The organism is Eubacteriales bacterium mix99 (assembly GCA_038396605.1).
GTDB lineage: Bacteria > Bacillota > Clostridia > Caldicoprobacterales > DTU083 > UBA4874.
On record CP121690.1, the window covers coordinates 2,296,218 to 2,310,737 of the forward strand.

12 protein-coding genes are annotated in these 14,520 nt (G+C 49.7%); 8 read left to right on the forward strand and 4 right to left on the reverse strand.

The genetic code is table 11. The features are described 5' to 3' along the window. Positions 1-6: 6 nt before the first annotated feature. Both QBE55_10100 and QBE55_10105 read right to left on the reverse strand, forming a co-directional pair. Positions 7-1,512, reverse strand: a complete 1,506-nt coding sequence (locus QBE55_10100) for a DUF1846 domain-containing protein (GenBank protein ID WZL77889.1) — start codon at positions 1,510-1,512, stop codon at positions 7-9. Between the two features lie 312 nt (positions 1,513-1,824). Further along, entirely contained in the window at positions 1,825-2,031 is a 207-nt protein-coding gene (locus QBE55_10105) for a hypothetical protein (protein WZL77890.1), read from the reverse strand. A 176-nt stretch (positions 2,032-2,207) separates the two neighbouring features. Between QBE55_10105 and QBE55_10110 the strand changes: the two genes are divergently transcribed. Further along, positions 2,208-2,651 carry an NlpC/P60 family protein gene (locus QBE55_10110; GenBank protein WZL77891.1) on the forward strand — a complete coding sequence of 148 codons (444 nt, stop codon included), beginning with the start codon at positions 2,208-2,210 and terminating at the stop codon, positions 2,649-2,651. Positions 2,652-2,795: 144 nt separating this feature from the next. After that, entirely contained in the window at positions 2,796-4,580 is a 1,785-nt protein-coding gene (locus QBE55_10115) for an alanine--tRNA ligase (GenBank protein WZL77892.1), read from the forward strand. A gap of 75 nt (positions 4,581-4,655) precedes the next feature. Here the strand turns inward: QBE55_10115 and QBE55_10120 are convergent, their stop codons facing one another. After that, the gene (locus tag QBE55_10120; protein WZL77893.1) at positions 4,656-6,926 is read right to left on the reverse strand and encodes an AraC family transcriptional regulator; all 2,271 of its coding nucleotides are present in this window, start codon (positions 6,924-6,926) and stop codon (positions 4,656-4,658) included. A gap of 277 nt (positions 6,927-7,203) precedes the next feature. On the opposite strand from QBE55_10120, the gene QBE55_10125 reads away from it, so the two are divergent. The 5 genes from QBE55_10125 (at position 7,204) to ispG (ending at position 12,734) form a co-directional block, all read left to right on the forward strand. Beyond that, positions 7,204-8,787 (forward strand): extracellular solute-binding protein, encoded by a 1,584-nt coding sequence (locus QBE55_10125; protein WZL77894.1) that lies wholly within the window; start codon positions 7,204-7,206, stop codon positions 8,785-8,787. 66 nt (positions 8,788-8,853) lie between these two features. Beyond that, positions 8,854-9,810, forward strand: coding sequence for an ABC transporter permease subunit (locus QBE55_10130; GenBank protein ID WZL77895.1), 957 nt, complete (start codon positions 8,854-8,856; stop codon positions 9,808-9,810). 13 nt (positions 9,811-9,823) lie between these two features. Beyond that, a complete protein-coding gene (locus QBE55_10135) occupies positions 9,824-10,717 on the forward strand; it encodes a carbohydrate ABC transporter permease (GenBank protein WZL77896.1) in 894 nt (297 codons plus the stop codon). 9 nt (positions 10,718-10,726) lie between these two features. Further along, positions 10,727-11,584: a 4-hydroxy-3-methylbut-2-enyl diphosphate reductase gene (gene ispH, locus QBE55_10140; GenBank protein ID WZL77897.1), complete on the forward strand. Its 858-nt coding sequence runs from the start codon at positions 10,727-10,729 to the stop codon at positions 11,582-11,584. Between the two features lie 100 nt (positions 11,585-11,684). Further along, positions 11,685-12,734, forward strand: coding sequence for a flavodoxin-dependent (E)-4-hydroxy-3-methylbut-2-enyl-diphosphate synthase (gene ispG / locus QBE55_10145; protein ID WZL77898.1), 1,050 nt, complete (start codon positions 11,685-11,687; stop codon positions 12,732-12,734). Between the two features lie 5 nt (positions 12,735-12,739). Here ispG and QBE55_10150 read toward each other — a convergent pair whose 3' ends face one another. After that, complete coding sequence (locus QBE55_10150) at positions 12,740-13,333, reverse strand: class I SAM-dependent methyltransferase (GenBank protein ID WZL77899.1); 594 nt, start codon at positions 13,331-13,333, stop codon at positions 12,740-12,742. Positions 13,334-13,602: 269 nt separating this feature from the next. Here QBE55_10150 and QBE55_10155 point away from each other — a divergent pair, with 269 nt between their 5' ends. Then, positions 13,603-14,475 (forward strand): sugar phosphate isomerase/epimerase, encoded by an 873-nt coding sequence (locus QBE55_10155; protein ID WZL77900.1) that lies wholly within the window; start codon positions 13,603-13,605, stop codon positions 14,473-14,475. Positions 14,476-14,520: the final 45 nt, after the last annotated feature.

Here is a 14,520-nt window from a genome sequence, read left to right on the forward strand (position 1 = left end):
ACCGGGTCAGCCGATGTAAAGATTCTCCGAAGGGAAGTTGGCGTCGCATGTGATATGGATTCCAAGCTTATGCAAAACGGAATTGTCCGTGGAGGACAGAATATGAGTGGAATGCATTTCGCAGCCGTGAAGCTCTTTCAGACTGGTCAATGCCAGCTGGGCCGTCGGATTGGTGGTAGCGCTGATGGTCAGAGCAATCAGGGTTTCCTCCAGGTTCAGCCTGGTATTTTTTTCGTTGAGAACGTCTTTCCTCAGATTTTGAATGGATTCAATAATGTTTGGGGACAGCAGATGAATGTTATCCGGTATTCCGGAGATCACTTTGATGGCATTTAAAATGACACTGGATGTTGCGTTCATCAGAACGGACTGCTTTCCGGTGATCTGTTCGCCGGTTGCCAGTTCAACGGCAGCGCCGCTCAATACTTTTTTGCCTGTTTTGGAACGCCGGTTCAGGACTTCCCTGGCAGGGACCACGACCCTGCGGTCTTCCGGGACCAGTTTGAAATCCTCCATCAGGACCTCCACTCTGGAGAAGGTTTCCTGATCGGTAAGTCCTTTGGCATATTCCGCCTTGTACCAGAAATAACGGCGGATAATTTCCTGTTTGGCGGCTTCCCGTACAATATTGTCATCGGTAATGCTGAACCCTGCACGGTTTACCCCCATGTCGGTAGGAGACTGGTAGATGGCTTCCCGGGAGGAAACCCTTTCCAGGATCCGTTTCAGTACCGGAAAAATCTCTACATCCCGGTTGTAGTTGACGGAAGTTTTTCCGTAGGCTTCCAGATGGAAGGGATCAATGATGTTGAAGTCCCTCAGATCTGCTGTGGCCGCTTCATAAGCCACGTTGAGCGGATGCTTGAGAGGGAGGTTCCAGATCGGAAAGGTTTCGAATTTGGCATAGCCGCTTTGGATTCCCCTCAGGCTGTCATGATACAGTTGGGACAGACAGGTGGCCAGTTTGCCGCTTCCCGGCCCGGGGGCTGTGACGATGACCAGAGGTTTTTTGGTTTCGATGTATTCATTGGCACCAAAGCCTTCTTCACTCAATATCGCATTGATATCGGAAGGATATCCATGGGTTGGCCGATGCACATATACTTTGATATTCCGGAGTTCCAGCGTGTTTTTGAAAAGTCTGGCTGCCGGCTGATCCTTGTAGCGCGTTATGACGACACCTGCAATATCCAGATCCCATGCCCGCAGGTTGTCAATCAGCTTTAGGACATCCATCTCGTATGTGATTCCAAAATCCGCACGGATCTTGCGCCGCTCAATATCGCCGGCATAAATGCACAATATGATTTCCGCCTTATCCCTGAGATTATGAAGCAATCGGACCTTGTCATTGGGATCATAACCCGGAAGGACTCTGGCAGCGTGATAATCAAAAAAAAGCTTTCCCCCGAATTCAAGATATAGCTTGTGATTGAAATGATCCACCCGTTTCAGTATTTCTGTTGTTTGTTCCTCAAGGTATTTCGTGTTGTCAAAACCTGGTTGAAGCAAAGCATTTAACCTCCTGTAATAAAAGTGAAAAGTAAGAATAATAAAACAAATAAAGCAGCAAACCGATAAAACGCTCAAAAAAATCCGGACATCCTCATCCGACATCCGTTCGTTCCGGACTGCATAACAGCATGCACCATACGGACACAGCAAAATACAAATCCGGACAATGGGAATCCATTGAGAATATCCTGATATACAATATCACATTATACAATGTTTTTCAGACTTTTCAAAAGGAATTATTTTGAATCCTGCATGGAAGGGGACGGCGGAATTATGTAAGGCAAGGCAATACAGCCCTGCCTTTTGCTATTCTTCCGTATTGCAGACACCACCGAAACCCGGGAACAAAATAATCAGCAGCAGGAAGAAAAACAGTAGTTCATTCTGCACTCCGAATCCGCCGCATCCGCATCCGTTTCCCCATCCACCATAGCTGAAAAGCAGAATGAGAAGCAGAAAAAAGAACAGCCAGGAATTAAAACCGGAACCTCTTCCTCCATATCCGTATCCCATGGAATCACCTCATTTCACGAATTGGAGTATGCTGCTGTCTGTTATATAGATATGAAAAATTCCCGCGAAAAGTGAACCCCTGATTTTTTTCAACAAAAGGGAAGCCTTTGCATATGCTGATATCCGGGAATAAAAAAAGTGAAAAACAGAGGCGACCGCAGTAAGGAGTGTGGAAAATGATGGGAGATCGGGAACGGAAAATCCAGGAACTGCTGAAACGTTATCAGGGAGTTCCTTTTGTTCATAACGGACGCACCCTGGAGGGACTGGACTGTCTGGGGTTTGTCATTCATTTTTACAGGAATCTGGGCATCTATCTGCCCAACGGCGATGGAAAGGTGATTGGAGAAGACTGGTATGTAACAGACCCTCAAAGATACATCCGCGGCCTGGGAAGACTGGATGCCATACAGGTTTCCGCCGATGATCTTCAGCCATTGGACCTGGTGTATTTTGCCATTGCCAGGGATATCATCACGCATACTGGGATTATGATCAACCGGCATGAGTTCGCACATATGTCCCCAAAGACGAACTTTCGGATCAGTAAAATGGAACGGCACTGGAAAGCCCGATTTCGGGGAGGCCTTCGCTTCCCGGAGCTGATGACCGATTTTTAGGCAGGTTGGTCCCGGCTTCTGTGAATTTTGGGAAAAAGGGCCTGGATTGACACAGCCCTGCTCACTGGGTATAATATTATCTGTTATGAAATGCGTTGTAAAAAGCCTCAGACAAAGGATGAAACGGAGTAAGGAGTGTTATATTTGCAAACCGATGAATTGAGAGAGAAATTCCTTTCTTTTTTCCGGGAAAGGGGACATGCCGTGATTCCCAGTGCGTCCGTAATACCGGAAAATGACCCGACGGTATTATTCACCACAGCGGGAATGCATCCGCTGGTTCCCTATCTTCTTGGGGAAAAGCATCCCGAAGGAACCCGCCTGACCGATGTCCAGAAGTGTATCCGTACCGTGGATATCGATGAAGTGGGAGACAACAGCCACTGCACATTTTTTGAAATGCTGGGCAGCTGGTCCCTGGGAGATTATTTCAGGAAAGAGGCCATTGCATGGAGCTGGGAGTTCCTGACCTCTCCCAAATGGCTGGGGATCCCAAAGGAAAAGCTGTATGTTACCGTATTTGCCGGAGACGGGCATGCGCCGCGGGATGTGGAATCCTATGAGCTGTGGAAATCCATGGGAGTTGCGGAGGATCATATCTGTTTTCTGCCTGCGAAAAACAACTGGTGGGGGCCGGCAGGCATTACCGGGCCATGTGGTCCGGATACGGAAATGTTCATCGATACCGGCAGGGAAAAATGCAGTCCCGATTGCAGTCCGGCCTGTGACTGCGGGAAATACGTGGAAATCTGGAATGACGTGTTCATGGAATACAACAAAACGGCAGAGGGAACGTTTGAGCCGCTGCTCCAGAAAAATGTGGATACCGGCATGGGGCTGGATCGGACCACAGCGATTTTACAGGGTGCAGAGTCCGTCTATGATACCGATCTGTACCGGGATATCATTGCCCGGATCAGTCAGCTTTCCAACAAAGAGTACGGGCAGGATGCAGAAACCACCAGAGCGTTCCGGATTGTGGCGGATCATATCCGGACAGCAACGTTTATATTGGGAGACGAAAAGGCTGTTACGCCGTCCAATGTGGATCAGGGGTATATCCTTCGGCGTCTGATCCGACGGGCCGTTCGATTTGGACTGAAGATCGGGATTCCGGAGGGCAGCACGCCGGAAATCGCCGATGTGGTGATTCAGCAATACCGTCCTGTATACGGTGAGCTTGGCCGAAATGAAGAGTTCATCAAAAGGGAGCTGGCCCTTGAGGAAAAGCGGTTTCAGCGAACCATTCGTCAGGGCATGAAGGAATTTGAAAAAGTGCTTTTCCAATTGGGCGATTCCTCCAGGATGATTGATGGGCTTCATGCATTCCATCTGTATGATACTTATGGATTCCCCATTGAATTTACGCAGGAACTGGCGGCGGAAAAGGGATATGCAGTGGATATCGAAGGCTTCCGGAAGAGTTTTCAGCACCATCAGGAGATTTCCCACGCAGGGGCGTCCCGGAAGTTCCGGGGAGGACTGGCGGATCATACGGAGGAGACCGCAAAGCTGCATACGGCAACCCATCTGCTCCATGCGGCACTTCGGAAGGTGCTGGGAAAAGAAGTGGAGCAGAGAGGAAGCAATATCACGGCGGAGAGGCTGCGTTTTGATTTCTCCTTCCCCAGGAAGCTGACGAAGGAAGAGCTGTCCGAAGTGGAGCAGCTGGTCAATGAAGCCATTGACAGCAACGTGGAGATTGTCTGTGAGGAAATGCCCCTGGAGGAAGCCAGGAAGTCCGGTGCCATCGGACTGTTTGAATCCAAATATGGGAATATGGTCAAAGTCTACACGATAGGACCGTATTCCAGGGAAATCTGCGGAGGTCCCCATGCGAGCCGAACCGGCGAACTGGGCAAATTCAAAATCAGGAAAGAAGGAAGTTCTTCTGCCGGAGTCCGGAGGATCAAGGCAGTTCTGCAATAACTTCCTGTCCGTTTACTTATCAAATGTTTCCGGATCTTCAATGGCCAATGGCCTGCGGGGATCCGGGTTTTGCTGTTACGAACCGGCGCTTTTCAGGGAATCACGCATGGCTTTTGCAGAGACCCCGTACGCTTTTTTAAAGGCGCGGCGGAAACTGTTGGAATTGTTGTAGCCGACTTCTCTGTAAAGCTCGGAAAGGGGCAGGGAAGACCCCGTAACCAGCTTATGTGCCTTTCGCATGCGGATCTGCTTCAGATAGACCGAAAAATTGCAGCCGGTGCTTTCCTTGAACAAATAGGAGATATAGCTTTCGGACAGGTTGAATTGGTCGGACAGCTTTGTCAGGCAAAGGGAGGAATCCCTGTAGTTTTCCATAATATAGGCTTTCATGCTGAGAATCGTCTGATTCTGGGTGGTGATCCCTTCAAAATAGGTACACAAACTGAGGGCAGTGTTTTCAAGCTGCTTCAGGGACAGATATTCCGCCAGGTGGATATCAACGGTCTGGACCTGTTCCGCACCATCGGGGATCATACAGCGTACACGGAACAGGGTGCTGTGGACAGACAGGAGAAGGCCCTGCATTTTCTGATAGGAAAGCGAACGCTTTTCCAGATTTTCATAGTAGAGGAACTGAAAGATCTCCCGGACCTGGCCTTTATTTCCCGCCGTGATAAATTCCGTCAGGGATTCCGACAGCTGGGACGGGTAGTAATAGATATCCGAGCTTAAATCCAGGGAATTGTAGTCCCGGAAGGAAAGATCTCCGGAGGTATAGCTGGCGGATTCCATGGCTTGCTGGTATGATTTCCATATATTTTCCAGTATGTGGTCCCGGGTCCCCATGCCTGCCATGGTCCAGGTTTCATGTTCTGCAAGCATTTCTTCATGAAAGGCGGCAAATGTTCCGGAGATGGACGCCATCCGTTCTTCGTGTGCCCGGTTCTCTTCTTCACGGAGAAGAATTGCATAATTGTGCTTCTTGGGATGATAGAGGTAAAGAGGCTCGCCGAAATATTTTTTCATGCAGGAAAGCACCCGGGCATCGTATGCGGAGTCCGGAGGGAAGGAGGATTCCCCTGCAGCCGGGTTCCCGTTCTCATTGGTATTTTCCGCTTCCGGCTCCGGATTGTTGGGATAAGCGACAATATACAGGACAAAGTAGGCAATATCCGTTCGGGTCAGGTTCAGGTATCTTTTGATATAGTCCATTTCGTCCGGTGAAGAGATACGATTCAGCATGATATTGCGGATGTAGGAATTCCGTATCACCGGTTCCTGCCTTTCCAGTGTGGACTCCAGCTGCCGGGATCGGGAAAGACTGCTGTCCAGTTCGTCTCCCATCCGGATATAGGGTCGGGTATTGCGTATGCTGAGAAAATAAATCAGCAAAAAACAGACCAGCAGGGTCACTCCGGTAATCAGCAGATACATGTTCTGGTAAGGGCGAAGGGAGTTCTGCATATGAGAGACCGGAATCACATAATAATATTCCCATTTGTTGTTCTTTGAGATACAGCGGACCACAGTCTGTTTTGCGCCGGGCAGGCTCAGGGAGGAAACGGCATTTTGATAGGAGAGGGTTGTCAGTTTTTTCGGATTGAAATTTTTGGAAGGCAATTTCCCCTTTTGATATTGCAGGACATGGTCGGAGTCCAGGACAGCGAGGAAACCATCTTCCTGTGAGAACAGCACGGAAAAATTCTGATCCATTTTATTTTTGTCTATTAGAAAGCCAAGCCTTGCGGGGGTGCGGTAAAAAAGGTAGTTATCCAGGGAGAGCAGGTACAGATAATCCCGATTAAAGGGATTGTAATCGGATAAAGGAAGCAGGGAAGCGTAATTTTCCTCATTGAGGATCATATCATGCCATTTGCCATAATGGCCTTTGCGCAGGCCTTTTCGGATATAGAACAGATTCATTTCGGAGAAACTGCCGGCGGTCAGGACCGAATCACTTTCCGGAAGATAAATAAAATAGGAGCGGATGGGCAGCTGGCGTTCCACAGGTACATAGGAAATGAGCTTCTGCTGCATTTTATAGGACTTTACAAAGAAATCGTCCGAACGGTCCGGGTTTGCCCGGGCCAGGGAACCGAGCTCCATGTCATGGGCAAAGGACAGGGCAAAACCCTGCATTGCGGAAAGATCCCGATCTGTCACATCAACGGCATTGAAAAGCTGGGCTTTGGTACGGCTTTCCTCTGTCTGCTGCAAATCGTTTTTGCTGACTTGATAAAAATAAGTGCTGATAAACAGGATCAGAAGGAGAAGGAAACTGTAGGAAACGGTTAGCTGAAGGGCCAGGCTGTGATGTGACCGCAATCGTTTCCCAAGATCAATCATTGAAATCGTCCCCCTGCGCCATATATTATATAGTGAGACTATCACAATTTCGTAATATTTGCAAGATGAAAGCGCTTGCATCATGGCATTTTCTGCTGCATTTTACAGCTCTCCCAGAAATTCAGGAAAAGATGGGCAAGGTGCAATCCCAAAAACTGCACGCTGATTTTGGCACAGCAGATAAAAAGATTCCCGGCTTTTCAAATAATGTTTCTTGTGAACCTATGGGATGTATGCTACGTTATTCGTATCATAATAATTTGGGAGGGAAAAGTTTATGAAAAGGGTATGGGGTATGTTACTGGCACTGATTCTTTGCATTTCGGCAGTTTCCGGCTGCGGATCCGAAAAAAAGGCAGAGGCGCCGGGCCCGTCGGCAGACGCCGCTTCCAATCCGTCTGATAAGGAGACGGAAAAGGAAACAAAGGGAAAAGCGGTGGAAAAGCCGGAGAAGATCACCATGATGGTGGACGGCACCGTTTTTACAAAGGAAAATGCACAGGATAAGTTCGTTGAGAGCTGGGAAAAGGAAACGGGAATCAAGCTGGAAGTCATTCAGCCGGATCACGATGCCTATTATGATGTACTGGGGCAGACATTTGCCAGCGGTGCCAAGAACTGGCCGGATGTGGTGATTCTTGCTCCCGATTATTATTCCGGCTATGCGCAGGAAGGTGCCCTGTGGGATATGACGGATGCCTGGGAGTCCTCTGAATTGAAAGCTTCGGGGCGAATCAATAATGAGGAATTGATGGATCAACTATATCTGAACGGCAAGCTTTACGGATTTGCTCCGGCACGCGGAAACGGATGCCTTACCTATATCAAGAAAAAATGGCTGGACAACTGTGATCTGTCCGCTCCCACCAATTACGAGGAATATCTGAATATGCTGAAAGCATTCACGGAAGGGGATCCGGATGGAAACGGGACCAAAGGGGATACCTATGGTGTTTCGGCAGCGGGCCTGATCGGAGAGGAACCTCCGTACGTGAATTATTTGCCGGAATTCTATCAGGATGCGTACCCTTCGTTCTATCAGAAAGAAGATGGGAAATGGGTGGACGGATTCACGGAAGATGCCATGAAGCCGGCGATTACCCGCTTGCAGGAAGCATACAAGGCGGGGTACATAGACAAGGAGACGCTTACCAACGGGACAAAGGACTGCCGCAATAAATTCTACGAGGAAAAATTCGGCGCATTTACCTATTGGGCGGGGACCTGGGCGACCAATATGAAATCCAATCTGATCACCAACGAGCATGACGGCGAACTGATCCCCCTTCCTCCCATCAAAGAGGTGGGCAAATATCTGGAACGTCGTCCGCCGGTGTGGTCCATCACCACATCCTGCGAGAATCCGGAAGGTGTATTTCATTATTTCATGGAAACTATGCTGGACGGCGGCCCGGTGCAGAAGCTGTGGACTTACGGTGTGGAAGGGACCCATTGGTCGACAAAAGCGGAAACAGTCTGTGAGAACACATATGAAGACGGACAGTTTCATATGCTGGAAAGTCTCGAGATTCCGGGAACCCAATATACCAAGAATCACGTTGATCCCATGCTGTCCAACGGTGAATTCATCGACGGGGATCCGGGAAAGGACCAGATTGCGGAGGAAGCGCGGGAAGCCCAGGAAATCTTCAACAGCAATTCCAGGCTGGCTCCCATGATGTATTCCACTGAGGAAATGAGCCAGTACAACGGGGATCTCGTGAAGCTGAAGGCTTCCATTGTCGCAGATGCTGTCACACAGGGGGTTTCTGTGGAGGAAGGTTATCAGCGCTTTGAAAAAGAAGGCGGATCCGAATGGTCCGAAAAAATTGTGGATTCCCTGAATAAAGTAAATCAATAGCACGGCATCACGGGAAACGGGATGGAAGAAATTCCATCCCTGTTTCTCAAAATTGGGGGTTTGAAAATGAGGCGGAATCGTTTTACCCGGGCAGAGGCGCTGCCTGCGGGGCATCTTGCTCGGAGAATGCACAAGTACAGGGGATTTTATCTTTTGTTTCTGCCAGTGCTTGCCTTTACTTTTGTGTTTCACTATCTGCCCATGTTTGGTCTCGGGTATGCCTTTACGGATTATCGTGGGATCCATGCACCGCAGTTTGCAGGAATGGAAAATTTCAGCAAGATGTTTTCCTCACCCGGTTTCTGGTCGGCTTTCTGGAATACTTTGTATTTAAGCATTGGAAAGCTGCTGCTCACTACATTTCTTGGTGTTTTGATTTCCCTGCTGCTGAACGAAATCCGGAATGCAGCGTTTAAAAAGACCGCACAAACGATTATTTATCTTCCGCACTTCATGTCCTGGGTAGTGGCTGCTTCTGTTTTTGCCCTGATTCTCTCTCCGTCCCGGGAGGGACTGGTCAATTCCCTGCTGGTTCATATGGGCGTTCTGAAAAGTGGGGAGGAAATATATTTTCTTGGAAACAGGAAGTGGTGGACACCGGTTTATTTTATGGTAAACGTCTGGAAGGATACTGGTTGGGGGACCATCATCTTCCTGGCAACCCTGTCAGGGATCGGGCCGGAGCTCTACGAGGCCGCTACGATTGACGGCGCCGGCCGGTGGAATAAAATGCGGTATGTCACGCTGCCCGCTCTTTCCAGCACGATTGTTACCGTATTGATTCTGAATCTCGCCAAGGTGATGAATCTGTTTGAATCCGTGTTTGTCATGCAGAATGACGCAGTGATCCGGCAGTCGGACGTCCTGCAGACCTATATTTATTCGCAGACCTTCAACAGCGGAGCATTGCCAAATTATGGATACACTACGGCGGTGGGCATTGTCAAATCCCTGGTCGGATGTGTCCTGGTACTTGCCTGCAATCAGGCAAGCAAGAAAGTCCGCGGGCGTGGAATCATATAAGGAGGAGAAGAGGATGAACCGGAATACCACCGAAGCAGGCAAGGTAACACTCGTTCGTCCGGGAAACCGAAGGAAAAAAAAGATTTCCGTTTTCCCGGTCATCAATACGATTTTTTTTATTTTGATCTGTTCGTTTATTATTGTTCCGATCTGGAAAGTACTGACCGACTCGTTTGATATGCAGACCAGCTATGGCATGCGGCTCTGGCCAAAGAGATTCGGATGGGCCGGATATCTTTCCGTGTTTACGAATCCCACACTTTCCAGGCCGCTGATCATCTCGGCTGTGACGACCATTGTGGGAACTTTTCTCAGCCTTACGCTCTGCACGCTGGGCGGATATGTGCTGATTCAGTGGAAAATGCCGGGAAGAGGCGTTCTTTCAGGGATTCTACTGTTCACAATGATTTTTGAAGGGGGCATGATTCCCACCTATCTGGTTGTGGATGCACTGCACATGACAAATTCGCTTTTTTCGGTTATACTGTTACCGGCGATCAATATTTATAATCTGGTATTGATGCGCAACTTCTTTGAAGGGATCCCCCAGGCCATTTCAGAGGCGGCGGAAATCGACGGCTGCACACCGTTGCAGACGTTTTTCAAAATTGTACTTCCGCTTTCGAAAGCGGCTCTGGCATCCATCGGATTGATGATTGCGGTAGGATATTGGAATGATTATACGACGTTCAAGATTTATATCACTAATTCCGACCTGTATAATTTTCAAATGAAGCTGCGCAGTCTGGTTATGGGAAGCGATCTGCCCACGGCATTGGGCGGAGCGACGGATAATGCTGTAAAGAGCGCCTCCGTCATGGTTGCAATCCTTCCATTTATGATTATTTATCCGTTTTGCCAGAAATATTTCATCGCCGGAATCAACATGGGTTCCGTCAAGGAGTGAAAATATTTTATGCCAAGGCAGATTATTGTGGCGGAAAATTCCGGATTTTGTTTTGGGGTAAAGCGGGCGGTGGATATGACTGTTCGCTGCCAAAGCGGCAGCAAAACGTCCCATACCTATACCCTCGGCCCCCTCATTCATAATGGGAATGTCGTCCGGAGTCTGAGGGAGCAAGGTGTCCGGGAGATCGGAGAGGAAGAGATTGGCCGGCTGCGTCCCGGGGATACCCTTGTGATCCGTTCCCATGGAGTGACACCGGATGTTCTGGATCGGATCCAAAAAGGCGGAGTTGACTGCATTGACGCGACGTGCCCTTATGTATCCAGTATTCAGAAGAAAGCAAGGAAATATCATGAGGAAGGCTATCGGATTGTCATCGTGGGGGACCGGAATCATCCCGAAGTCATTGGGATCAACGGCTGGTGCGGCAATACGGCACAGATCACCAGGGACGGGAGCGATTTGAAGGACCTTCCCGACAAAGTCTGTGTGCTGTGTCAGACCACGGAGAAACCGTCCAACTATGAGAAAGCGCTGGAAGTCATTGCAAGGCGAAGCAATGAGGTGCTGGCATTCAATACCATATGCAGTGCAACGAAGAAGAGGCAGGACAGTGCCGATCAGATTTCCCGATCCGTGGATCGGATGGTGGTTGTCGGAGGAAGGCACAGTTCCAACACCAAAAAGCTGTTTGAGATCTGCAGTGCCAACTGTAGGGAGACCGTACTGGTGGAAAACAGTGCGGAACTCCCGGACTGGCCCATCCCCGGGCAAAAGACGGAGAAAGTCGGGGTGGCAGCCGGAGCCTCTACGCCGGATTGGGTGATTCAGGATGTATTGGGCAGGTTAAGGGAACCGGAAACATGATATTGAAGCATAATATTAATTAATATTATGGAAAAAGGATGCAGCTGAAATGATTTCGGTGCAATCCTGCGCTTTTGCAGGCAGGAAGTGAGGGGTAAAAATGGAAAGGGCGCAAACAAGAAAAGTAAGGGTCGGGGATATTTTCATTGGCGGAAATTTTCCCATATCGGTTCAGTCCATGACCAACACGGACACACGGGACGTTCCGTCCACTGTTTCCCAGATATTAAAGCTGGAGGAAGCAGGTTGCGATATTGTCCGCTGTGCAGTGCCGGATGAGGAAGCGGGGGAGGCTCTCCGGAAGATCATTCCGCAGATTCATATTCCCCTGGTCGCAGATATCCATTTTGATTCCGCCCTGGCGTTGCTGTCCATTCGCAGTGGCGTGTCCAAGCTGCGTATCAATCCCGGGAATATCGGAAACAGGGAAAAGATAAGGGCTGTTGCGGAGGCTGCGAAGGGCCGGGGCATTCCCATCCGCATCGGTGTCAACTCCGGATCCCTGCAGAAGGATATTCTGGCAAAATACGGACGGGTCTGCCCGGAAGCCATGGTGGAAAGCGCAATGCGCCATGTGGAGATGCTGGAGGAATTCGATTTTCATGATATTGTTCTTTCCGTAAAGTCGTCGGATGTCCGGGAAATGATCGAATGCTACCGGCTGATTTCCGGGAAGGTGGATTATCCCCTTCATGTCGGTGTGACGGAGTCCGGGACCGTACGGAAGGGAACCATCCGGTCCAGTGTTGGAATCGGTACCCTGCTGGCGGAGGGGATAGGGGATACCATCCGGGTGTCCCTGACCGGAGATCCGGTGGAGGAAGTGCGGGTCGGCAGGGAGATTTTGGCGTCCCTGGGGGGGGTTCGGGAAGGGGCGGAGATGATCTCCTGCCCCACCTGCGGAAGGACCCGGCTGGATCTGGTCCGAATCGCCGGAGAGGTGGAGAAGCGTCTGCAGTCTGTCCATAAGCCCATTAAAGTGGCGGTCATGGGCTGTGCGGTCAACGGTCCGGGGGAAGCGAAACGAGCGGATATCGGAATCGCCGGAGGGAACGGAGAGGGCCTGATCTTCCGGAAAGGGGAGATCCTGCGCAAGGTGAAGGAAGAAGACCTGGTGGAGGAATTGATGAAGGAAATCGAAAAGATGTAGGGCTTTCAATCTTCTTTTTTGCTTTCCAGGATCCAGTAACCGCCCTGTTTGTTGCGGACTTCACAGTTTCCGAAGACAGAACGCAGCTTGTCGGCGGCGGATTTTGCCCCCTGCTTTTTCCGGATGACCAGATAAAGGGCTCCTCCCGGCAGCAGATAATCCATACTTTGCTCCAGCAGGGGATAGACGACCTTTTTCCCGGCCCGGATGGGCGGATTGCTGACGATGGCCTGAAACCTGTCGTCGATCTGGCGGAATCCGTCGCTTATCTGAGCAGAGGCATTGGGTATATGGTTCCTTTCCACGTTTTTCAATGCAAGATCCACGGCACGGTGATTGAGATCCGCCATCGTCACAAAGGTTTCCGGATTGGCGAGTGCAATGCTCAGACCGATCACACCGTATCCACAGCCGAGATCCAGTATGTCTCCGGATAGCCCGGGAAGGGATCGGATGAGCAGTTCACTCCCATAATCCACCTTGTTTTTGGAAAACACTCCGGCATCCGTATACAGTTTCAATGAAACATTGCCGGTGGAAAAGACAATCTCCCGGATATCGTGGGGCGTCTGCGGATTTGACGTATAATAATGCTCCATGGGCTTTCATCTCTCTTTCTTTTACTGATTTTCAAACGCTTTTCAAACGCTTTTCAGCCGTTTGCTGTTTCCGTGTTATTATAGCACAGGGTTGAAGAACAACATAGGGCTTCAGGGTGGATGGAGTTCCCGCCTGTAGCCCGTTCCTCCTTTTCCTGTTTATTCTGTGCGAAGAGCGGGGAAATCATTGACTTTTTTGCCCTGCTCGTGTAGTGTAAACAGTGAGGTCCTGTAATCATTCAAAATAATCAGCGGGGGTGTAAACGATTATGAAGCAAATCGAAATTGGTACCTGTGTACCGGGCGGTCAGGCGGAAAAATGGCTGCCGCATATTGTAAAGTCCGGCTTTGAATGCGTTTCCATCAATTTTCATATGACGCTCGGTGGGGCAAACCTGAAGGAACTGGCTGGCAAAGTCAAGGAGATTCTGGGAGATTCCGGAGTGAAAGTGGCTTCCCTGGGATATTACTGCAATCCCTTAAGCAATCCGGACCAGAGAAAGACGCTGGAACACTGCATTGACCTGGCAGATGATTTTGGCGCACCCATGGTCAGTACCTTTGCCGGGGCACTGGAGGGCCAATCCGTGGAGGACGCCATGCCGCAGTATAAAAAGGTGTTCCGGGAGCTGGGCAAACGGGCTGCGGACCGGGGGAAGAAGATTGCCATTGAGAACTGTCCCATGGGAGGTACCTGGAAGAAAAATACCTGTAATATCGGATTTCATCCCAAAGCCTGGGAAATGATGTTTGAAGAGGTACCGGATGAGAATATCGGACTGGAATGGGAACCTGCCCATCAGATGTATCAGCTGATTGATCCGGTTTCCCAGCTTCGGCAATGGGTGAAGAAAGTGGTCCATATTCACGGGAAAGACGCAACCGTGGACTGGGATGGCATCCGTCGCCTGGGAATCCTGGGTGCAGATGATTTCGTCACGTTCCGTGCACCTGGATTCGGCGATACCAACTGGACGGACATTATTACGATTTTACATACCGGCGGATACGAAGGGGATATCTGTATTGAAGGATATCATGACCCCATCTATGGGGGAGAATGGGAAATGACCAGCCAGCTCCATGCAATGAAATATCTGAAATGGTGTCGCGGCGGGGATTTTGTACCCAATCCCTGGTAAAACAGCAAAGCAGGAAAATGAAATCCATGGCTTTCTGAAATGGGG

What these genes read in the sequence shown, in the direction of transcription:
- QBE55_10125 (WZL77894.1), top strand. Translation starts at nt 7,204, where the DNA reads ATGAAAAGGGTATGGGGTATGTTACTGGCACTGATTCTTTGCATTTCG.
- QBE55_10135 (WZL77896.1), top strand. Translation starts at nt 9,824, where the DNA reads ATGAACCGGAATACCACCGAAGCAGGCAAGGTAACACTCGTTCGTCCG.
- QBE55_10130 (WZL77895.1), top strand. Translation starts at nt 8,854, where the DNA reads ATGAGGCGGAATCGTTTTACCCGGGCAGAGGCGCTGCCTGCGGGGCAT.
- QBE55_10150 (WZL77899.1), bottom strand. Translation starts at nt 13,333, where the DNA reads ATGGAGCATTATTATACGTCAAATCCGCAGACGCCCCACGATATCCGG.
- ispH (WZL77897.1), top strand. Translation starts at nt 10,727, where the DNA reads ATGCCAAGGCAGATTATTGTGGCGGAAAATTCCGGATTTTGTTTTGGG.
- QBE55_10105 (WZL77890.1), bottom strand. Translation starts at nt 2,031, where the DNA reads ATGGGATACGGATATGGAGGAAGAGGTTCCGGTTTTAATTCCTGGCTG.
- QBE55_10120 (WZL77893.1), bottom strand. Translation starts at nt 6,926, where the DNA reads ATGATTGATCTTGGGAAACGATTGCGGTCACATCACAGCCTGGCCCTT.
- QBE55_10155 (WZL77900.1), top strand. Translation starts at nt 13,603, where the DNA reads ATGAAGCAAATCGAAATTGGTACCTGTGTACCGGGCGGTCAGGCGGAA.
- ispG (WZL77898.1), top strand. Translation starts at nt 11,685, where the DNA reads ATGGAAAGGGCGCAAACAAGAAAAGTAAGGGTCGGGGATATTTTCATT.
- QBE55_10110 (WZL77891.1), top strand. Translation starts at nt 2,208, where the DNA reads ATGATGGGAGATCGGGAACGGAAAATCCAGGAACTGCTGAAACGTTAT.